22 protein-coding genes and 1 tRNA gene are annotated in these 20,855 nt (G+C 43.1%); 8 read left to right on the forward strand and 15 right to left on the reverse strand.

Features of this window, described 5'->3' with window-relative positions:
• Positions 1-98: 98 nt before the first annotated feature.
• Positions 99-230, forward strand: a complete 132-nt coding sequence (locus F6K46_RS28085) for a DUF427 domain-containing protein (RefSeq protein WP_293063365.1) — start codon at positions 99-101, stop codon at positions 228-230.
• 96 nt (positions 231-326) lie between these two features.
• Positions 327-408 (forward strand) — tRNA-Leu (locus F6K46_RS28090).
• An 88-nt stretch (positions 409-496) separates the two neighbouring features.
• On the opposite strand, the gene F6K46_RS28095 is transcribed toward F6K46_RS28090, so the two are convergent.
• The 5 genes from F6K46_RS28095 to F6K46_RS28120 all read right to left on the reverse strand — a co-directional run bounded on the left by F6K46_RS28095 (position 497) and on the right by F6K46_RS28120 (position 4,683).
• Complete coding sequence (locus F6K46_RS28095) at positions 497-637, reverse strand: zinc-binding dehydrogenase (RefSeq protein WP_293063363.1); 141 nt, start codon at positions 635-637, stop codon at positions 497-499.
• Positions 638-719: 82 nt separating this feature from the next.
• Positions 720-2,177, reverse strand: a complete 1,458-nt coding sequence (locus tag F6K46_RS28100; RefSeq protein WP_293063361.1) for a zinc ribbon domain-containing protein — start codon at positions 2,175-2,177, stop codon at positions 720-722.
• Between the two features lie 30 nt (positions 2,178-2,207).
• A complete protein-coding gene (locus tag F6K46_RS28105; protein ID WP_293063373.1) occupies positions 2,208-2,801 on the reverse strand; it encodes an IS607 family transposase in 594 nt (197 codons plus the stop codon).
• A 278-nt stretch (positions 2,802-3,079) separates the two neighbouring features.
• Positions 3,080-3,385: a transposase gene (locus F6K46_RS28115; RefSeq protein ID WP_293063359.1), complete on the reverse strand. Its 306-nt coding sequence runs from the start codon at positions 3,383-3,385 to the stop codon at positions 3,080-3,082.
• Between the two features lie 239 nt (positions 3,386-3,624).
• Entirely contained in the window at positions 3,625-4,683 is a 1,059-nt protein-coding gene (locus F6K46_RS28120) for a transposase (RefSeq protein WP_293063357.1), read from the reverse strand.
• Positions 4,684-4,735: 52 nt separating this feature from the next.
• Between F6K46_RS28120 and tnpA the strand changes: the two genes are divergently transcribed.
• Positions 4,736-5,155 carry an IS200/IS605 family transposase gene (gene tnpA / locus F6K46_RS28125; RefSeq protein ID WP_293063355.1) on the forward strand — a complete coding sequence of 140 codons (420 nt, stop codon included), beginning with the start codon at positions 4,736-4,738 and terminating at the stop codon, positions 5,153-5,155.
• Here the strand turns inward: tnpA and F6K46_RS28130 are convergent.
• A complete protein-coding gene (locus tag F6K46_RS28130) occupies positions 5,079-6,002 on the reverse strand; it encodes a zinc-binding dehydrogenase (protein WP_293063338.1) in 924 nt (307 codons plus the stop codon). The two genes, tnpA and F6K46_RS28130, sit on opposite strands and share 77 nt — an antisense overlap.
• 130 nt (positions 6,003-6,132) lie before the next feature.
• Positions 6,133-7,032: an Npun_R2479 family HD domain-containing metalloprotein gene (locus F6K46_RS28135; protein ID WP_293063336.1), complete on the reverse strand. Its 900-nt coding sequence runs from the start codon at positions 7,030-7,032 to the stop codon at positions 6,133-6,135.
• 508 nt (positions 7,033-7,540) lie between these two features.
• Between F6K46_RS28135 and F6K46_RS28140 the strand changes: the two genes are divergently transcribed.
• From F6K46_RS28140 to F6K46_RS28155, 4 genes are all read left to right on the forward strand, one after another.
• A complete protein-coding gene (locus F6K46_RS28140; RefSeq protein ID WP_293117564.1) occupies positions 7,541-7,666 on the forward strand; it encodes a hypothetical protein in 126 nt (41 codons plus the stop codon).
• 621 nt (positions 7,667-8,287) lie between these two features.
• The gene (locus F6K46_RS28145) at positions 8,288-9,652 is read left to right on the forward strand and encodes an AAA-like domain-containing protein (protein WP_293063334.1); all 1,365 of its coding nucleotides are present in this window, start codon (positions 8,288-8,290) and stop codon (positions 9,650-9,652) included.
• A gap of 80 nt (positions 9,653-9,732) precedes the next feature.
• Complete coding sequence (locus F6K46_RS28150) at positions 9,733-9,888, forward strand: hypothetical protein (protein WP_293063332.1); 156 nt, start codon at positions 9,733-9,735, stop codon at positions 9,886-9,888.
• 33 nt (positions 9,889-9,921) lie between these two features.
• On the forward strand, positions 9,922-12,924 hold the full coding sequence (locus F6K46_RS28155) for an AAA-like domain-containing protein (protein ID WP_293063330.1): 3,003 nt from the start codon (positions 9,922-9,924) through the stop codon (positions 12,922-12,924).
• 218 nt (positions 12,925-13,142) lie between these two features.
• Here F6K46_RS28155 and F6K46_RS28160 read toward each other — a convergent pair whose 3' ends face one another.
• The 5 genes from F6K46_RS28160 to F6K46_RS28170 form a co-directional block, all read right to left on the reverse strand.
• Positions 13,143-13,472 carry a hypothetical protein gene (locus F6K46_RS28160; protein WP_293063328.1) on the reverse strand — a complete coding sequence of 110 codons (330 nt, stop codon included), beginning with the start codon at positions 13,470-13,472 and terminating at the stop codon, positions 13,143-13,145.
• A gap of 287 nt (positions 13,473-13,759) precedes the next feature.
• Positions 13,760-13,981: a hypothetical protein gene (locus tag F6K46_RS40320; RefSeq protein ID WP_366510785.1), complete on the reverse strand. Its 222-nt coding sequence runs from the start codon at positions 13,979-13,981 to the stop codon at positions 13,760-13,762.
• Positions 13,982-14,227: a class I SAM-dependent methyltransferase gene (locus F6K46_RS40325; RefSeq protein WP_366510784.1), complete on the reverse strand. Its 246-nt coding sequence runs from the start codon at positions 14,225-14,227 to the stop codon at positions 13,982-13,984.
• A 3-nt stretch (positions 14,228-14,230) separates the two neighbouring features.
• The gene (locus F6K46_RS40330) at positions 14,231-14,524 is read right to left on the reverse strand and encodes a hypothetical protein (protein WP_366510783.1); all 294 of its coding nucleotides are present in this window, start codon (positions 14,522-14,524) and stop codon (positions 14,231-14,233) included.
• Positions 14,525-14,607: 83 nt separating this feature from the next.
• A complete protein-coding gene (locus tag F6K46_RS28170) occupies positions 14,608-17,118 on the reverse strand; it encodes a transglycosylase domain-containing protein (RefSeq protein WP_293063371.1) in 2,511 nt (836 codons plus the stop codon).
• 212 nt (positions 17,119-17,330) lie between these two features.
• On the opposite strand from F6K46_RS28170, the gene F6K46_RS28175 reads away from it, so the two are divergent.
• Positions 17,331-17,630: a DUF2288 domain-containing protein gene (locus F6K46_RS28175; RefSeq protein ID WP_293063326.1), complete on the forward strand. Its 300-nt coding sequence runs from the start codon at positions 17,331-17,333 to the stop codon at positions 17,628-17,630.
• Here F6K46_RS28175 and F6K46_RS28180 read toward each other — a convergent pair.
• The 3 genes from F6K46_RS28180 to hemW all read right to left on the reverse strand — a co-directional run bounded on the left by F6K46_RS28180 (position 17,623) and on the right by hemW (position 20,628).
• Positions 17,623-18,219, reverse strand: coding sequence for a YdcF family protein (locus F6K46_RS28180; RefSeq protein ID WP_293063324.1), 597 nt, complete (start codon positions 18,217-18,219; stop codon positions 17,623-17,625). The genes F6K46_RS28175 and F6K46_RS28180 overlap by 8 nt on opposite strands.
• A gap of 245 nt (positions 18,220-18,464) precedes the next feature.
• A complete protein-coding gene (gene rsmI, locus F6K46_RS28185) occupies positions 18,465-19,316 on the reverse strand; it encodes a 16S rRNA (cytidine(1402)-2'-O)-methyltransferase (RefSeq protein ID WP_293063369.1) in 852 nt (283 codons plus the stop codon).
• Positions 19,317-19,377: 61 nt separating this feature from the next.
• The gene (gene hemW, locus F6K46_RS28190; protein WP_293063322.1) at positions 19,378-20,628 is read right to left on the reverse strand and encodes a radical SAM family heme chaperone HemW; all 1,251 of its coding nucleotides are present in this window, start codon (positions 20,626-20,628) and stop codon (positions 19,378-19,380) included.
• Between the last annotated feature and the right edge of the window lie 227 nt (positions 20,629-20,855).

Below are 20,855 nucleotides of genomic sequence, written 5' to 3' on the forward strand. Positions count from 1 at the left end.
TAAAGCCAAGCACAAGCATCTACATTCCCGGGTGGACTGAATAGGCTTGAGCCGGATGAGTGCGAAAGTCTCAAGTCCGGTTCTTAGGGGAGGAGGAGATGGTAACATCTCCTACCTTACCCGACAAGGAAAATAAGGATGCAGCCTGGTATTACCCGAGCACCAAGGAGAAGGCGAAACCTATTGAAGGGTATGTTGCTTTCCGGGGCGGGGTGAGAGTTGAGGTGTAGGTGATAAAGGGACTTTTTAAGGGGGATTTGGGAAAATTTTCCCCAGCAGTTGCCATAAAAGCTATAATATATGCTATAATATAAATCGCACGGTACGCGGACGTGGCGGAATTGGTAGACGCGCTAGATTTAGGTTCTAGTGTCGCAAGACGTGAAGGTTCAAGTCCTTTCGTCCGCATATAAAGGCTATTAAGGGTTCTAGGCATCTAGAAAGCTAGAACCCTCAGCCAATTCTTAGGGATTAGTTGTATTAGTGACTATTGTCTTTAGCGGATAATTAGTGCCACCTTACCTGTCATGGAACCAGCTTCGATAGCGTTGTGAGCAGCAGCAGCTTCTTTGAGGGGAAACCGTTGGGATACTCTTAAACAGTAATAAATCGGTACAAAACCGGATAATACAGTCAAGGTGCAATTTATTGTTGCCTGAGTGAGGGGTGGTCATACAGTAATTGGAGTCAAACCTTCCACCCGTCTGTCTAGGCGTTCCTCAAATCCCGTTGAGGAGTTGCTTGAAAGCCTGGGTTTTAGTATGCTTGCAATCAAGCCAGTCAAGCTCAACTGCATCAACTAAGTCCAGTCCCATACCTTCCAAGTAACGCGCGGTACGACGCAATAACACTGCCTGCACCTCGGTTCTACTCATGTACCGAGTTACTTCCTTGTCGGTAGCGCGAGCAAGGATATTTTTGGCAGCATTATAGTCAGCCTGCAACACGACCCCGTCAAATCCGGTAAAATTGTCCCCAGTCCTTTTCCCAAGAAGGGTTCCATTCCTGGAGTCAATTTGCGACGTGTAGCTAGGCTGAACTTCTGTTACAACCGAACCAGTCCAATCAGCCCATTTCTGCAAGGAGTCCCGCATCACTCCTTTCATCCAACTACTAAGCTTACGGGACACGGCTTTAGACTGGCGTTTATTTCGGATTGGCTGTGTTAAATCTTCAGCAAATACTTTTAATGACTCCCCGTTAAAGAGGGATTTAGAAGCCGCTCCTATTATGGCCGTTAGTTCTGATTGATTCTGTCTGTAGCGGCGATTTTCTGTTTTTCTGGTCAGGTTCTTTTCAAGTATTCGAGCCGACTTGGCTGGGTCTAACTTTTCTAGCTTTCTGTGAAGCGCCCAAAGCTTTCCTCTATTACGGTTTTTGGCACATATACGATCGGATTTTTTAGTAGCAATTCTACCTAGTCCTTTTCCGTGAGCCTGACCCTCTGAATCATAGAAAGCCTCTGTGTATCCCTTGTCTACCCCGAGACTACGACGTTCAGATGAGATTTCAACGGTTCCATGATCTACTAGAAAGTGAATTTCAAATCTTTGCAGGAATTGGTTGTGGATTAACCTGATTTGTCCTTTTATTTTTCGATTAGATCTTACAACTATCCTGTTTCTCTTCCCTCTTCTTAGTCCAGCTAATTCTAGCTGGTAAGTTTGACGGGAGAGTCTTTTACATTTGTACCCACCTTGTTGATAGACTATCTGGTTTTTCACCCAGGAATGTCCCCTCTGAAATTCCTTTCTGACAAGCCTGTGCAAGAGCGAATTGTTCAGGAAGGCTAAAGTTTTAAGTTGTTTGCAAAGCTCCTTCCGTTTCTTTTGATTATCTTTCCCAGGAAACTTTTTGTAAATCTTTTTAACTACCGCTTCAGTACAAGCAGCCTGTTGAGCTGTGATAGCTTTAGCTACATCACTGACAGTCCATTCCATTAATTTGGAAGGTAGTCCCAGTGATTCAGGAGTTCTAAAGCTCCTAACTTCTGGGTAAGCTTTTTTCCAGTCAAGTCCCCAATGGCTGATGCTGCCCAATTTGTTGTAGGACTCAGACCTGACGACGCCCAACTTCTTCATCGTAGACAACAATTCAATCTCAACTGACTCAGCCATCCCCACCACCGGAACGACCTGAGTCGATATTTTTTTTGTTGCTCCTACTTTCTTGGGCATCGTCATCTTGGTTGGTATATGTCTAGTATATCATTTTTTGTCAGGATTGTCCAATTTACTAGCTGTATTTTTGATCTCTTTTTCGTAGCGACGAAGAAAGTAGAGTTTGGAACTGAAACAGTGCATTATCGACATAAAGTCATCCATTAGTTCCTGCTGGGGAGACTTATAGGTGTTGTTTAGCACTACAATCTGACACTTATGTAATGAGCAAAACCATTCCACAAAGTCAAAGCCAAACCTGCATAACCTATCCTTGTGAGCTACTACTATTGTTTTAATCTCAGATTTTGCAACTCTTTCCATTAATCCAATGAATTTACGTCGTTTGAAATTCAACCCAGATCCATATTCTGAATAGCATCGACAATTAGGATAATTCCGACCCAAGTACTCAATCTGAGAGGTCAAATCATTAGATTGAGACCTGGTTGACACTCTGGCATAGAGGACGACAGAACGAGAGTCCTCTCCGTCTATTAATCGCTCAATAGAACTTGCTAGATAACGTCGGTGCCCGCCGGGTGATCTAATGCATTTAATCTTGCCGATTTCTGCCCACCTGGCTAAAGTCCTGGTATTGTAGCCATATTTTTTTTGAGCTTCGATCGGAGTAAGATACATAGGATGTCCAACTAATACTGTTTTGTCCGATTTTATCCCAATTTTAAAGGGTCTAATCGCGAGGCTGAGGTGAATTTTCAGTTTACCTTCATCAATCCAATTAGCACACTGCTGGAGAATCTCGGTTTGGTGCTGTTGAGCTGTAGTGAGTCCTTTCAAGGCTGGGGTGAGCATGAGTTCTAGACTGATGCGCAAATTATGCGATCGCGCTGTCATGAAGCTTCCTCCACCTGGCTATCGCCGTTCGCGTAGCGTGGCGATAGCCAGGTGGAGGTGTCTTATGCTAATTTAGAGCTACCCCTAGCCCATAAATCACATAGACAAGCCCAGCTTCTAGGCGATCGTCCAGAGCTTTTGCTGGAACGACCCTCGTTGTCATTTCTGCGAACGAGCTTAAGTACACCTCTAGCACCGATGTTGTAAGCGCCGTTTAGGTCGGCATTGAAACGCTTAGCTGAGGGGAAGGTTGCTAGGGCATAATTTCTTGAGTTGCGTCTAACCGTACCAGAACCATCATAGGCAAGCTTCGAGGTGTAAGCTGCCACAACCTCTATTACTTTGCCACCTAATTCAGCCCATTTCATTTCTTGAAGTTACCGTAAGAGTAGTGCAGCCTTTATAGTTGGTAGGCTATGCATCAAAGGTGACAGGTGTTGTTGTAAGGCTGCACTACTCTAAGGTTTCGTCTCAGTAAAATCGCGAATTTTTGCCTTAAGCCATCCATGAAATCTTTGTCGAAGGTTAGACCGTTTCCGGCCTCCCTTTGGCTTCCGGAGACGAAACCTTAGAATAGTGGAGCCTTAATTAATAATCTTTAACCCTTTTATGCATAACCTGCCAACTGTAAAGGCTCCACTATTCTTACGGTAACTTCAAACCATGCTTTGAGGTTCTCAAACACGATCGCTAAGGCCGTAGGCCACGCTACGCGAACAGAGTTAAACTTTTCAGCAATCTCAACAATTCGTTTTGAAACAATGTGGCCAATTTGGTTGTTGATTCTTTGGCATTTTTGATAGGTCTTAGAACAAAAACCTTTATGTAATTTTCCACCCTTTCCCATCGTTTTAGATGCCCGTACGGATACGGATTTTAGTCGTTTGTCCCGACGGTCTATGTCTCTTCTCGGGTGGATAAACTCCCTGTGGATTACAGTGCCGCCGTGGGTTACAACTGCTAGTGTTGCGGTGGTATTAATTCCTAGGTCTACCGCAGTTACATTAGCTTCTGGTTTTCGTTTTTCTGGTTGACAAGCAAACGGAACAGACAGATGACAGTACCTTTCATTGAATATCAACGAAGGGGACATCATTTTGTTAGTTACTACCTGATGGCGTTCCCTTAGTCCGGTAATTTGAACCGTAGTCCAAACCCAGTCAGAGCCGTTAAAAACCTTGACTTCGACTTGGTCGAAGCCGTGTAGTTTATAGCATTGTCCTTTGTACAGAGCTGGGTAACAACCAGTATCAGCGTTTAGTTTTGGCGGTTTACTGTCTTTCCTTTTTCGATTACCTGATTGCCACTCCCTGTAACGGGTAACAAAACTACTAACTTGACCAGCAGCAAACGCGTTCGCGAAGCGTCGGCTTTGCCGAATCGCGGCACGACGGTAGTAACTAGGAAACTTGTAAAAAGTTTTGTTGAATTGTGGGTATTTGATATTAGGACGTTTGGCTGTTTGGTGCATCAGGTGTTCGACAGCCGGAGTTAACTGATCAGCCGTTAAACATCCCAATTCATGCCAGTGAGTATAGATAATACCAACCAAATATCTGCAAGCACGACGATAGACTGTAACCGTTTCGGTGAATAGTAAACGCTGTTCAGCCCTCGGGTTAAGCCTCCATTTGTCAGTGCGAATGATCTTGGTCGGTGTTTTCACGAACTCAACTGAATTGCTAACCTATCACTAGGTTAAGCTATAGTGATTAAATATGTCAACCACTCTACGAGCTTTTGCTCACACAGTTTCGCTAATCAAGGTTCATATAGTGTTTGTCACAAAATACCGTCATCCAGTGATCACTGGGGATATCGAAGAAGATATCAAAGACCTGGTTAAAAGCATCTGCGAGAAAAATGATTGCATTCTTGAAGACGCAAAGGCAGACTTAGGGGCAAATGACCATATTCATCTTTTGATTGACTTAGCCCCTAAGGTATCGATTTCTAAACTTTGCAACACCCTCAAAACGGTAACTAGTAGGGAGATTAGGAAAAGATACGCAAAAGAATTGGCTCCCTATTACTGGAAACCAGTTTTCTGGAAAAGAGGTTTTAGTGCTGTTTCGTGCGGAGGAGCTTCTCTTTCGGTACTGAAGCAATATATAGAAAACCAAGGTTATGACGATTAATTAGCTTGCTCCTTAACCCCCACCTGGCAAGCCGTTCGCGTAGCGTGGCCATAGGCCAGGTGGGGGAATGCGTCGCTAATTTGTTCAAATTACCTTCGGCTGGGTCTAGTTGGAGGATAGTCACAATATCCCCATATACTCGCACTACTTCACAGGTGTCATAAAAGGTTTTACCGCCCACAGTATCGAAGGCCAAATCTACTCCCTCTCCCCCAGTCCAATCCAAGGCAGCTTTGACAAAGCTAGTTTGTTTGTAAAGGATAGGATAGTCAGCACCTAACTGACGCACTAATCTAGCTTTTTCTTGAGAACCGACAGTAGTACAAACCTCAGCACCTTTGAGCTTAGCTAGCTGAATAGCAACGTGACCAACACCACCAGCACCTGCCTGAATCAGCACCTTTTGTCCTGCTTCCAACCGTCCTCGGTCATACAATGATTCCCAGGCAGTGATCAGTACTAGAGGAGCAGCAGCGGCTTCAGGGAAGGAGAGGGATTTAGGCTTGTGGGCAACTAAGGACTGATCAACAACAGCTAGTTCGGCATAGTTACCCGTACCAGATAATCCTAATCCCCCAGCACAGAAATACACCTCATCACCAACCTGGAATTTATCGACACCAGCACCAAGGGCTTCTACCACACCAGCACCATCGCAGCCTAGGATAGCTGGCATTTGGTCACGGTAAACGGTGCCTCTACGCCTCAGTTTGGTGTCAATGGGATTAACACCAGCAGCGTGAAGACGCACCAGGATTTCTGTGTCGTTTTTAATTGTGGGAGCTGGTACATCCTGAAGTTCCAGCACTTCAGGTGTACCAGGAGCGTTCATTAAAATGGCTTTCATTGGTCATTTGTTAATTGTTAATTGTTAATTGTCAATGATCAATGGTCAATTTTCAATTAACTTTAGACAAATAACTTTGGACAAAATCGCCATTTGATGATTTGCCTTGATGATTTGCCTTTTACAGTGATCATGCTGTACATAGTTCTGCTGTAGTTTGACTATAGCGACAGGGATGGCTGAAGGGTGCTTTAGGCTGGGATTGGTGTTCTACTCGAAAGACATTGCTATAGAGATTAGCCAGGATTTGTTTACCAGAAAGGCTTCGGTCTAGGTAGGGCAATGCGGGTTTGATATAAGGATAGACAACATTCCAGTAAAAGTTTGGGTAGTTCCGGCGCAAATCACCAGGATTACGATAGCCTAAAATCTGATTTTTCCCGATTTCTTCAAACTCGTAGAACAAGGCACTAATTTTTTGTAAGTAGCGGGGATCAGCCAGCTGACCAATCAAATCTGCTGCTCTGACTAAACCAGGATAGTTAACCGTGTCTTGATGATCCTGATCAGCAGGTACTGGGAAACGGGTTAATTCAATATTTTTCTTAATCTGCTCAGTATCAATCAGCAGGTGATTACCAAAGTGTTCCTCAATAAACTGCTTACCCCGGTCTACATGATAGGGAGTAAGGCTAGCATCAGTGGCACCTGTAGGTAGAATAATCATACTATTGTCTATTCCTGTGGCATACAATCCTTGGTCTGGTTGGTCTTGGCGACAGATGCCTTTGATATAGCCAATGTCATGGCACAACAAGGAGATAATCACATGCAACCAGTCTTCACAGGAGACACTCCCTTCGCAGATGTGCTTACCCCACAAAATTTCCTGTCCGACTAGGGTGACTAGGACGGTGTGTTCAATGTTGTGATAAAGAGCGTCACTATTAGCAATATTTTCCAGAGCCATGTGAGTAGCCCAAGTAATCAGCTCACAGTAGTCTGATTTAAGGTTGCCATAAGTGCTGTGGAAACCTGTCTCTAGATTTTTAACACAGGTATCAATGATTATCTCGGTAGGATTAAACATAATGCTAGACATATAGGAAAAAGCAGATCTCGGAATAGGGAAAAGAGAATAGCCATGCAGCAAGAGAACAGGGGAGCCAGTGAGCCCAAAGGGGGTTCCCCCCATCAGCAACTGAGGTGGTTTACCCCATTTGCGACTGCATCAAGACAGGAACTTCGGAATTGGGAAAAAACCCTCTGTACCTCATAAGTATGGAAAACGCTATAGCTAAATCGATGGTAGATAGGTCTTGCATTTTTGATCTTCTAATTTCATAAAATTCTCTTTGAACCTCATATATTCATCAAACCCCACTTGTATACTGACTTACCGCCTGAGATGATCTGACTTATCACTGACTTGTGACTAACTTTTAGTGTGTCAATGGTATATCAGCAACTCCTCATTTAGATTTCAGCTGATCCCCACGGTCAAATCCGGGGGATTTCAGGTTAGGGGTTAGGTGTTAGTAGTTAGTTAATTGGTCTGGCATTGCTTAATTATGCAATGATTTTAAGAATTTTTTGGAATGAGCATCAGGCGTGAAACGGGCATCAGGCGTGGAACGGGCATCTTGCCCGTTTCAATTCCCAGGCAGAATGCCGACCCCACTGATATTAATTCCTTGATTCAGCCATGCCATTGGTCTGACTAACTACTAACGACGTTTTGTTTGGCAGCTCTCAATCCCTATATATAGATCAACGCTAGATCAAAGTCCTCAGCATTCGCCCTGAGGCACTTAGCTTTGTTAGGTTCGGCACAAGGGGCGAGGTATTAACCTTACGTTTGTCAAGTTTTCACCCACTTCGGATCAGGTATCTACCAAGCTGATAGCTGATAGCTAAAAGTTGATCGCTTTATCAACACAACCCATCAAGCTCCCAATTTTGGGTAATACAAGTGCAACAGGGAGTGATATGATCTGACCAGTACTCAGTGCCATCAGACGCAGCGTTTTAGCTTGAGGGAAAAGGCAAAAGAGTACTGAGACATCTATAACCTCGTATAGGTTTGATTGCCATTAATCAAACTCTAGCCTGTGTTTAATACATCAGGGTAATTTGTGGAAAAAGGCTCACAAGCCACGTCTAATCCATAATTTGTGTGAAAATCTTCACAAACCCAGGGCTAGCTCAGCTTTTCGATAAGCTGGTTAGGATGGGTTTAAAATTAGCATAAATACTATCTTTTTTTGGTGCATCTTGATAACCACCTAAGCGCTATGTCTAGGGGACAAAACCGATTATTCAAAATCTCTATCGGCAAGACTGAGATGTTCTTAGAAAAATTGAATCAACTAGATTTGACTGTAGCATTTGATCAGCTAACACCTCGTAAACGAGAGGTCTTGAAGAAAATGTTAGCGGGCCAAAGCGATCAAGCGATCGCTAAGTCGCTACACATCACAGAAGCTACTGTCAGAAAACATGTGCAGCAGCTGTGCGAGAAATTTGAGGTGAGGAATGCACCAGGTGAACACTACTCACTCCGTAATCAGTTAATTGACCGACTTAGTGAATATTACCCTAAGTTAGTAAATCCAGAATTATTAAGTAAATCTAGATCTTTGAGCCTCCCAGCGATGCCAGAGTCAGAAGGGCAACAACAGCCCGTTTCTTTCAATGTTGACTTTTATATCGAGCGCATTCCCTATGAAGATCAGTTGTTAGAGGCAATTGTGAAGCCTGGTGCTCTAATTCGGATAAAAGCACCCCAGCAAATGGGCAAAACCTCCCTGATTGAACGAGTTCTGGCTGAGATCAGGAAGCAACGTTATCAAGCTGTGACCTTAAGCTTTGAGTTAGCAGATAGTACCGTCTATAGCGACCTCGGCAAATTCTCACGGTGGTTCTGTGCCAGAGTTGGTCAGACTCTAGGGCTATCAAATAAGTTGGATGAGTATTGGGATGATATTTTTGGATGTAATAGTAACACCACAGATTACTTTCAGGAGTATTTATTAGCAAAAACTGAAAGGCGGATCGTACTGGTTATAGATAAAGTTGATCGGGTGTTTGAACACCCCGTTATTGCTGATGATTTTTGTCGCCTTCTGCGTGGTTGGTATGACATCGCTAGGCGGGGCGATCGCAGTAGTGCTATCTGGAAAAAACTCCGGTTGGTTATAGTACATTCTACAGAAATTTATAGCTCCTTGGATATCAATCACTCACCACTTGCTAATGTGGGATTGGAAATTGAGTTGCCAGAGTTTAGCACAGAGCAGGTACAGGAGTTAGTCAAACGTTATGGACTCGATGGGAATCCCAGAGAAGTCGAGGAACTGATGGGGATGGTGGGAGGACATCCTTATCTGTTGCGCAAAGGTTTAGCTTATATTAAAGATCATAACATTACCCTAGCGCAACTGTTAGAGCTAGCACCCACAGAAGCCGGACCATTCAGTGACCATCTGCGACGCCACCTAGGAAATCTCAAACAGTCTCCAGAATTGGAAACTGCCTTGGAGAAGGTGGTTCAAGCAAACAGCTGGGTAACTATCCCATCGGAGCAAGCCTTTAAGTTATACAGCATGGGGTTAGTAAAGTTGCAAGGGAATAGCGTCATGCCTCGCTGTGATTTATATCATAAGTATTTTTGCGATCGCCTTTGCCAGCGGATTGAACCTGAATCCTGAGTGGGTCAGTTCATTATTTATACATAGTTTAAACATTCTGTATTTATATAACCTTAAATCTTAAACCTACTCTATACCGAATGCCAAAGGCGAACAACGGTCAACCTACCCTTCACCGAACGCCAAAGGCGAACAACCTTCAACCTTGGCCAATAGGCCACGCTACGCGAACAACAGTCAACCTTCAACAGTCAACCTTCAACAGTCAACCTTCAACAGTCAACCTTGGCCAATAGGCCACGCTACGGGAACAACAGTTAACAAATAAAATGACCTACGAATATATATACTCAGGGACTTTACCAGCCGATGCTCTTACCTATGTGAAGCGACAAGCAGATAATGATTTATATGAAGGATTGAAAGCTGGACAGTTTTGTTATGTATTGAACTCAAGACAGACTGGAAAATCTAGTTTACGAGTGCAAGTAATGCGTCGGCTTGAAGCAGATGGGGTTGCCTGTGCAGTAATTGATTTATCCATGGATGGTACTCAGCATGTCACTCTCGATCAATGGTATGCCAATATTGTCCGCTCTCTGGCTAGAGACTTCGAGCTAGATATTAATTTACGCACTTGGTGGCGGGAGCGATCAATGATATTTGCGGTGCGACGATTGAGAGAATTTCTTGAAGAGGTTTTGCTCCAGCAAGTTACTCAAAATATTGTAATTTTTATTGATGAAATTGATAGCGTTCTTAGCCTCGATTTTCCCACTGATGATTTTTTCGCGTTTATTCGCGCCTGCTATAACCAACGTGTGGATAAGTCAGAATACCAACGCCTTACGTTTGCGCTACTTGGAGTAGCAACACCATCAGATTTAATTCAAGATAAAAAACGCACACCCTTTAATATCGGTCAGGCGATTCAGCTATATGGCTTTCAGTTGCACGAAGCACAGGGATTAGCGGAGGGATTACAAGGAAAAATTAGTAATCCCCAGGATGTCCTGAAACAGGTCTTGTACTGGAGTGGAGGTCAACCTTTCTTGACCCAAAAGCTTTGTAAACTCCTGTTGGATTCTGTATCTACTCTCCCAAAAGCTGGTGATACAAGGTGGGTTGATAAATTAGTGCGATCGCAAGTGATTGATGATTGGAAATCTCATGATAATCCGGAGCATCTTAAAACTATTCGTGATCGTCTTCTTAAGAATGAGCAACGGGCTGGGCGATTACTGGGATTGTATCAGGAAATTCTGCAACGGGGAGAAATAGCCTCTGATGACAGTTCTGAACAAATAGAATTGCGGCTATCGGGATTAGTAGTTGAAAAGCAAGGAAAATTAAGGATTTATAACCGTATTTATCAAGCTGTTTTTAACCCAAATTGGGTAGATAAAGAATTAGCAAATTTACGACCGTATAGTAAGGAAATTACTGCTTGGTTAGACTCCGATGGTCAGGATACATCCCGACTCCTGGGGGGACAACAGTTACAGGATGCATTAAGATGGGCGCTTGGGAAAAGCTTAAGCCATCAAGATTATCAGTTTTTGACCACTAGCCAAGAATGGGAAAAGCGAGAATTTAAAAAGGCGTTAGAAGAAATTCAACGGTATTCAGAAGCCAGACGACAAGGGAAACTTAATCCAGCCCTAGCGGCTACGACTAAGGAAACTATCTATGAGTCTCTTCAACACCTGACCCCAGAAAGTTTTAAACATATTGTTTCCAACCTTGAATTAGACTTACGAGTTTTTAATCAAACCTTATCCATGATGGATACTCTGATCGACAGAGAAGGGTTTGATTCCATTTTCAATGAAATGTTACGGTCTATCACCTTCAAAACTGGAGAGATACTCCAGGCGGATCGCACGACTATTTTTTTATTAGATGAAGCCAAAAATGAACTCTGGTCAATTGTGGCTAAGGGTGAAGAAGGAGACTCAGAAGAGATTCGGGTTCCTGCGGATAAAGGGATTGCTGGTTATGTTGCTCAAACTAAAAAAACTGTCAATATTCCTTACGATTTATATGACGATACCCGTTCTAATACTGCTAAGCAATGGGATAACAAAACTGGATACCGTACTTATACCATGCTGGCTTTACCCTTAGTTAATGAACAAGGATATTTAGTGGCTGTTGTCCAATTACTAAATAAGTTAAAACAACCACTAGTTTTAGACGCGCCCTTAGCTAATAAAATTGATATAAAAGGCTTTACCCCAGAGGATGAAAAACTTTTTGCGCAATTCGCCCGCTCCATTCAAATGATTCTTAAATCCTCTCGGTTATTTTATAAAGCAGCTCAGAAACAACGAATAGCTTCAGCATTGATAAATGCGACACAATCTCTGGGTAAAAGTAGCTTGGATCTAGAAGAAACTTTGAATAAAGTGATGAATCAGGCTCAAGAGCTAATGTCTGCTGATCGCAGCACAGTCTGGATGTTAGATGAGGAACAGGATGAATTATGGACAAAAATTACGGTTGCTGATGGCACATTAAAAGAAATTCGGATTCCCAAAGGAGCTGGCTTTGCTGGTCAAGTTGTTACTACTAAACAGCCATTGATAATTCCCTTTGATCTCTATGACCATCCCGATTCAGAAACTGCTAAAAAAACTGATAGTCAAACCGGTTATCGCACCTGTAGTTTGTTAGGGATGCCTGTGTTTAACGCCGATAATCAATTAATTGCTGTTACCCAATTAGTCAATAAAAAGAAGCAGGGCAATTTTCCCCCATACAATCCCGCCGATTGGCCTAAGCCTCCCGATTGTTGGAAGGCAAGTTTTGATCGCAGGGATCAAGACTTGATGGAAGCATTTAATATTCAAGCGGGTGTAGCGCTCCAAAATGCCAAGCTGTTTAGTAAAGTCAAGCAACAACAGTTAGAGCAGCGAGATTTAGTCTTTAATGTATCTAGTGGTGTAATTTTTACCAATAAAACCGGTCAGATTATCCTAGCCAATGATCACGCTAAGGATTTTATTGGTTTAAAAGATATTGAGGAGAAGTCTTTACGGGACTTGCTCCACATTAAAGAAGGTAATTTTGCCGAATGGTTCGATCTAGCATTAGTGGCCAAGAATGAAGAAGAACGTCGCCAAGATTATTCAGCTCAAACCTTAGTATCTCATAATACTCAAGCAGAACACAGTGTGAATCTATGTATTATCTCTTGTCCTGATGCTTCTGATGTTAATCAGATTTCTACTATCCTAGTAATTATTAATGATAGTGGCGATGAGAAACAAAAACAGGATCAGCAAAAGCTAGTGCGTAGTGTGTCTATGGTCGGCAATCCTTATGGTTGAAATTATTTTATAATTAGAGATGATGTGGATTCAATGAAGTGATGAGTTTGGACGAGAACCCAGTGATTTAAGTAAGGGTCATTTACCCTGATATAACTGTAGATGCAAAACTCCTGAAAAGTGTCCGTATTTCTTGATTCAAATCTTGATTAAACTGTAGATGCAAAACTCCTGAAACGACAAATCATCACCAATTTAAAATCAAGACTAATACAGACTTAAGCGTTTTTATTTTGTTTATCTAAATACTCCTTAACCCCTTTTAATGTATAAAATTCAGCGACTTTATTTTCGTCGTTATCAAGAACTTTATACCGATATAGATTTGGGGCTCCAATACAACCATCATTTTCTACAATTAACTCCTTATAGCCAAGTTCTTTTACTTTTTCATAACAGCTGTTATGCGCTTTGACATTAATGTTGTTTTCATCAACATTACACTTAAATTGTGGCTTTACTCCAGCCTCGACTTTATCAGCTATCTTATCGACTTTTTCACCTATATTTTTTAGGGTTGATTTAATCTCGTTTAACTTTTCTAGCACCTACTCATTCCTCCGGAATTTAATTTCATTCAATGTAAATACAATTTCAGTAATTTGCTGTGATCTGAATCAACTTATGGTCTGATTTTTATCACCGACATTCTATTCAAAAAAAACCTTGTTACTCTCAAGGTAAGCTATAGGATTTTTCTTTGAATAGTGAATATAATCTCTTAAAAAAAGGCAATAGGCAAGAGTTAATCAACTAGGGATGTATTACCACTGCCTACTGCCTACTGCCTACTGCCTACTCCCAGAATGAAAGTATCTTACCTAATTGAGAACTGCTATAATGACTTGTCACTAACTTGAAAAACCATCAAATGTTGGCTGGGTAAATCATTTTTGGTTTCTTGCCAAATTAAATTTACAGCTTCCATTTCTTTTTTTACTTGCTTCTGAGTCATTTTATGCAAGCCCTTAATAGGAATAAGTGGGTTTTCCTTTCGATATTCTACTAGCACAACTCTTCCCTGTGGTTTAAGAGCTTTAACAATCGATTCCATCATTTATCGGGGATATTCAAGCTCATGGTAAACATCTACCATTAAGGCTAAATCAATACTATTTTCAGGAATTTTAGGGTTAGTTAAACTTCCTAATATTGTCTCGACGTTATTAACATTGTTATCTTCTGTTAAAAAGTCAATGACGTCGATCATTTCTGGCTGAATGTCTACTGCTAATACTTTTGCTTCCGGTACCAACGGAGCGAATCGGAAGATAAAATAACCAGTGCCTTCCAATATCTGCAACAGTTATGTAGGTCTTAAATTAAGAGCATCAATAACTACAGAAGGTTCCTCTTGGGATTCCCTGCTAGGGCGTTCCAGCCACAACATTTCCTGATGTCCCATTACTTTAGCAATTTCTCGACCCATATAGAATTTGCCAATGCCATCTTTGCTATGGAAAGAGCGGATTGTATAAACGTCACTAGCATTGATGTTTGATTTTATTTCCCCAGTATAGGTATAATTCGTTAGCACTAAAAATGGGATGAGTAAGACAGCGATCGCAGCTGCCAACAGATATTTCCTGAAATTTGCCATAAAAAATCGAACCACTGAAACTCCCCGATATAAGCGATGGATGCAGGTAAATTATCAATTAACTATTGACAATTAACAAATTACTAAGGGCCAGCAATAGAAAACCCCCGGCGAGTTGGTGGATTTTCTGCTAACTGCACCTGAAAACTGACGCGATCGCTAATGTCACCGCTTTTTACCTCTAATGTCCAATCCCCAGGACCGAGAGGCCAAAAGAAGGAATTGGATGAGTTGGTAGTTAGCTTTTCGCCATTCAACCACCACTCCAGGGACTCAGACTTTACCCCAGCCACCTTGAACTCTAGCCGTTGAACAGCACTTTTGTTATCCCGATCGGATTCAGTAGGGTAGAGCACATATAAATCCCCCTCCCGAGGAGACAAAATTTTCAGTTTTCCTGGCGCTAGATTTCCTTGGGGTTGTCTGGCTAACCACTCGTTGTACTCATCAGGTAAATTAACAATGTACTGGGGCGATTGCTGATTAGTTCCAACACTCGTCATTTGATAAAACGTATCAGATTGACGTTCGTAATCCTGGAGGTCGTCTGGATAGAAGTATTCCTGGACAACAGTTGGACAAGCAGGAGTGGGACGCAAACCGGAAAGGGCACACACTGGACGTTGGACTAAACCGGGAGGAGCTTGAAACGGAGCAGGTTCTTGAGATTGATGCAGGTGTAACATAATCCGATGCCAGAGGGGAGCAGCACCAATTACCCCAGACACTTGTTCCATGGGCTCACCATTAAAATTGCCTACCCAAGTGGCAACGGTATAGTTTTTGGTGAATCCCACAGTCCAAGTATCTCGGAAATTAGAAGAGGTGCCAGTTTTAACGGCAGCGGGAAAAGGTAAATTCAGTACTGAATCGACACCAAACCCCTGAGCACGAGCTTGAGGGTCACTCAGTATATCTGTTATTAATGCCCAGGTTGAAAGGGTTGAAAGTTCAAGGTTGGAATGTTTAAGGTTGGAATGTTTAAGGTTATTTGGTTGTTCGCCTTTGGCGTTCGAGTAGGGTAGCTTGAATAGTGGGCTTTGCTTACTTGCTCGATGATCTGACAATTGTTTACTTTCCTGTCTTCCCTGTCTTCCTTGTTTTCGATAAACCGACAAATCATCCCTATTTGGCGAGGGGCTAGATAGCGTAGTGACAACGGATGTGGGTTGTCCAAGTCGTGCTAGGGTGAGGTAGGCGCGAGCTAGTTCCCAAAGACTAACTTCGCCACTACCTAGGGTTAATCCTAATCCATAATGTTCTGGAGACTGGGTTAGGTGTTCAAAACCTAGTTGATGTAAGTGCAACAGAAAGTTTGATACTCCAACTTTTTCCAATACCCTAACTGCTGGGATATTAAGGGAATTGGCTAGAGCAACGCGAATGCGAACTGGTCCGAGGAAGGTTTCGCTGTAATCAGTGGGACTGTAGAGTCTAGCTCCGGGAATGGCGTAATAGGTAGGGATATCAGCTAAGACGGTGTTGGGACGAATAATGCGTTGCTCTAGGGCTAATTGATATAAAAAAGGTTTGAGGGTGGAACCGGGTTGACGTAGGGCTTGGACTCCGTCATTGCGTCCTAAGTCAGCTTCGGAAAAGTAATCGGGAGAGCCGACATAGGCGTATACTTCACCGGATTGATTCTCAATGACAATAGCAGCAGCGTGATGGACATTTTTATGGGCAAGGTCACTAACTACTTGCTGCACTTGGGCTTCAACAAATTCCTGTAGGGGACGGTCGATAGTAGTACGAATTTGGGAGGGATGTTCTGATGGTAATTGGTTGGCAACCAAGAATAAAAAGTGTGGCGCGGCAATTATTCCTTGCTGTCGAGGTAGTAGGGAAATGGCTTCCTCATAGGCTTGGTCTGCTTGAGTAGCGGTGATATAGCCATCTTCTACCATGCGCTTGAGCACATAGATTTGCCGCCGTTTGGCAGCATCCCAGTAATAATAAGGATTGAGATAATTAGGATTATTGGGTAGACCAGCTAATAGGCTGGCTTGAGCAACATTGAGTTCACTGGCGGGCATGCCAAAATAAATCCGAGCAGCAGCTTCTAAGCCATAGATATTGCCACCCATAGGGAGTCGGTTGATATAGGCTGCCAAGATTTCATCTTTACTCATCCCTGCTGCTAATCGCCAGGATAGCCAAATTTCTTGGAATTTGGCAGGTAGAGTGCGGGGGTTGGGTTCGAGCATCCGTGCCAGTTGCATGGTGATGGTGGAGGCACCACTGACAATGCGTTTCGCCTCAATGGCTTCAATTAGCGATCGCATAATTGCCCGCATCTCTAATGCCCCATGGTGATAAAACTCTCCATCTTCTGCGGCGAGAATAGCATGGATAAAGTGTGGGGAAATTTGATCGAGAGGGACAACCGCAGTATGGTCTTGGTCTCGACTGAGGATTGTGCCTAGAGATAAACCATTGCGGTCACGAAATTCTACCGCTAGGTCATCTTGAACTAAATCTTTAGCACGAATGGGAGCGAGATAGGGAAGCGATCGCACCGTGATGCTAAGCAGCGCCAAGCCAAGGGCTAATTTTACAGCGCGCCGATGTTTGGGATTTAGCCTCAACCACATTTTCTGTTTGATGATGTTAATCGAATTTCTCATCAGGGAAACAATCTTGTGTAGCTCATTACTATGAGAACCGTTATAACCGAATGGTTAGAGGAAGGCTGAGGTGGAAACCTGAGGTGATTAGAGTTTTGATCAAATAGTTAAATCTAACAAAGCATCGGAGCAATTTTGCTGTATTTTTAAAGAACTGTTAAGAAAACGTTGAATTAAACATGGATTTAAGAGTACAATTGGCGGAATCCTTGGATGAGACAACCTGGGACTTACTGATTCCTCATGTTAAACGAGATGCAGTACTGGTGGTGAATGAGGGACTGGATTTGTTGGATGTTGGGGTAGCGATCGCAAACGATGATGTGCTATCTGTCCAACATTGGATCAGTGAGCAGCTAATGCACAAGCCTTTACTTGACCAACTCTCTAATTGGAACAGCAACCAGAATAAGCGGTTTCAGGCTCTGATTGTACAACCCTACGTACTGGTGCAAGAACTTTCAACGGACTTCACTTGATTAACCTTTTCGAGGCTTGCCCTAATTCAGCCCCCGTATGACCTGTCGTCAACCACAGCAACGCCCTAGCCCCATCTCGCAAAGCTTTTTCAAAGGGTTCAGGAGACTTTCCAGAAGGAACAGGTAACGGCTTGAGAACAATTCCTCTACTGCCAAGCACGATATCACCAATCAAGCGAGCACGGCGCATATGATAGTCAGAAGTAATCAAATAGACACTATCGATCTCCTGAGCTTCTAACTGATCGACTAAGGTAGTAAAGTTAGTCACTGTATCCACCGCTTTGTAGTCTAGGTGGAGGCGACTGACGTCAATTCCTTCCCGGGTAAATAACCGTTGAGCATATCCCTTCGGGCTGCCGGAAGATACCCAAATTTGGAGGTCTGGGTGCTTTATGGCAAATTTGGCAGCATATCTCTCCCGCGCTTCAGATCCCCCTAAAACTAAGGCAACTTTTGGTTGCACTAAATAGCTTTCAATCCTTTTGTAACCAAACATCAGAGTAAGTGCTAAAACGAGTGTCACCCATGGTATTAATTTAGCTTTATAGTTAGGGGCTGATGAGTGGGAGTGAATCCTGAAAATCATAACTCGAATAGATGTCGAATAGATAGATGGCGTTGTTTAACTCAAAGCGCAAGTTCGCCGCTTTGTTCAGGGATTAGTCATTACTTGTTACTTGTTGATTGTTACTTGCTACTTTTTACTTGCTACTTGTTACTTGCTACTTGTTACTTGCTACTTGTTACTTGTTGATTGTTACTTGCTACTTTTTACTTGTTACTTGTTAATCAACAAAAACCAAAAAATTGATAAAGATTTAGCAATCAAGCTTAGTCTTGCTCCTTGACCGGAAAAACTGATGAAGGAATTGTCAACGCTAGTTGATAGAGTTGACGTCGGGGGAGTTGAGTTAGCTGAGCTAATTGACGACTCGCTTGCGATCGCGATACTCCCTGAGCCATAATCTCTATCAATTGAGCTTCTAATTCAGCTTTTGATAACATAGGCTTTTCCTGGGAAGCTCCACCAATTACTAGGGTAAACTCTCCCTTGGGTTCTAGCTTAGTAAAATGAGCGATCGCATCCCCAATAGTTCCCCGCCAAAACTCCTCATGGAGTTTAGTTAATTCCCTAGCCAATACAATCCTACGGTTTTCTCCCAAACAGTTTGCCAAATCTCGCAACGTATTAAGCACGCGGTGAGGCCCTTCATACAAAATCAACGTTCTTGGTTCCCCCTTGAGAGAGTCTAAACGTTTTTTTCGACTTTGACCCTTGGTGGGTAAAAAGCCTTCAAACACAAATCGGTCTGTCGGTAGTCCCGCAGCACTTAATGCCGTAATTCCAGCAGTAGCACCTGGTATTGGCACTACCGATATCCCTTCCTCAATAACAGCCTTCACTAATTTATAGCCAGGGTCAGAAATGCCTGGCATCCCAGCATCCGTCACCAACGCAATCGTATTTCCTTGACCGAGCCGATTCAACAACTCGGGTAAACGCTGGTCGTGATTGTGTTTGTGGTAACTCACTTGCGGCGTTTTAATTTGAAAATGCTGCAATAGCTTCCCGGTATGGCGCGTATCTTCCGCAGCAATCAAATCCACCGATTGCAGAATTTCCACTGCCCGAAACGTCATATCCTGCAAATTACCAATTGGTGTTCCCACCACATAAAGCATTCCCACTTTTCTTCTTTGCGTACCCTTACGTCTTTGCGGTTAATCAACAAATCACGGGCTCCTACCCCAACAGATGAAACAAGTCAGCCAGAATGGTATTGGAGAACAAAAACCCTTCCGGGTCAGTTAATCTCAACCGTCCCGCCACTGGTAACCTCTGACCATAGGTTAAATTAACCCTTTCGCCATTATCTCCCACAACCTCTACCCAGTTACAACCGTAGTATTGCAGCAAACCCGTCCAAATCTTTTCCAGAATTTTTTCCCCAAACCTCTGAGCTAGCATAGACAGACTCAACCCCTCTGCCAAGCGTAGACCTAGCATTAGGGTTTCTAACAACACATCCTCTGAAGTTGTGGGTGAGCCATCCGAAACCCCACCTGCAAGTACCAACTGTTCCACCCAAGCATAATACTCCCGCCTCGTGCGTGGTCTAGTGAACCGATATCCTTGAGTATAGCTAGCCGCACCCATGCCAAAACCGTAATAAGGGCGGTTTTCCCAATACACCCGATTGTGACGGCATTGATGACCAGGCAAGGCATAGTTAGAAATTTCATAATGTTCGTACCCCACACTAGTAAACAACTGCTGTGCTAAGCGGTACATCACGGCAGTGGTTTCATCAGTCGGTAAAGGCTTAGTTCCAGAGGTGTACTGGCGGCCAAAGGCAGTGACAGGCTCAAGCACTAGGTCATAGCTGGAAATGTGGGTAGGGGCAATCTTGACCGTTATTTCCAGAGACTCCTGCCATTGTTCTAAGGTTTGATCCGGTAGACCAGAGATTAAATCAAGACTAAATTCGGGAACCTCTACTTGATGGATCAGTTCGATAGCAGTGACGATATCTTTAGAGTCATGGGTACGGCCACAATTGCTCAGTAATTTATCTTGAAATGCCTGAACCCCTAAGCTGACTCGATTGACCCCCAAATCTCGGTATCCCCTTAACTGATCTTTGGTGAAGGTTCCTGGATCCATCTCCATGGAAATCTCCGCATCAGCCGCAATTCCAAAGCGCCTGTCTAAGGTATCTAGGATTTTTGCTAGTTGTTCAACTGTCAGCAGGGAGGGGGTTCCACCTCCAAAAAACACAGTGTCTAAACTCCTTGTGGTGGCTGGAGTGATATTAATTTCCTGACATAACACCTCGACATACTGATCAATCATGCTAGAGGTACCCTGTGTGGCCTTATCCCCTACCACAGAGACTGGAAAATCACAGTAATAGCATCGACGTCGGCAAAAGGGAATATGAACATAGGCAGCACTGACTCTTAAAGAATCGCAAACTTTCTCATAATTTCTCATAATTTCTCATAATTATGTAATAAATTGACCACTGGCTTTTTACGGTAATACTTCAATCAGGTAAGCCAATCCGACCCCTGGGATGAACAGTTATTAATTAAATAAATTTTTTATTAGTTTTATGATCATCTTTTGGCTAACCTCAATCTCCTCCGGAGCGAGATTACCCACTTAAGAATAGTCAACAGTAGGAACCCTGTAACTCCCTTGAGCAGATAACTCCAGCC

This window comes from Moorena sp. SIO3E8, assembly GCF_010692445.1.
Taxonomy (GTDB): domain Bacteria; phylum Cyanobacteriota; class Cyanobacteriia; order Cyanobacteriales; family Coleofasciculaceae; genus Moorena; species Moorena bouillonii.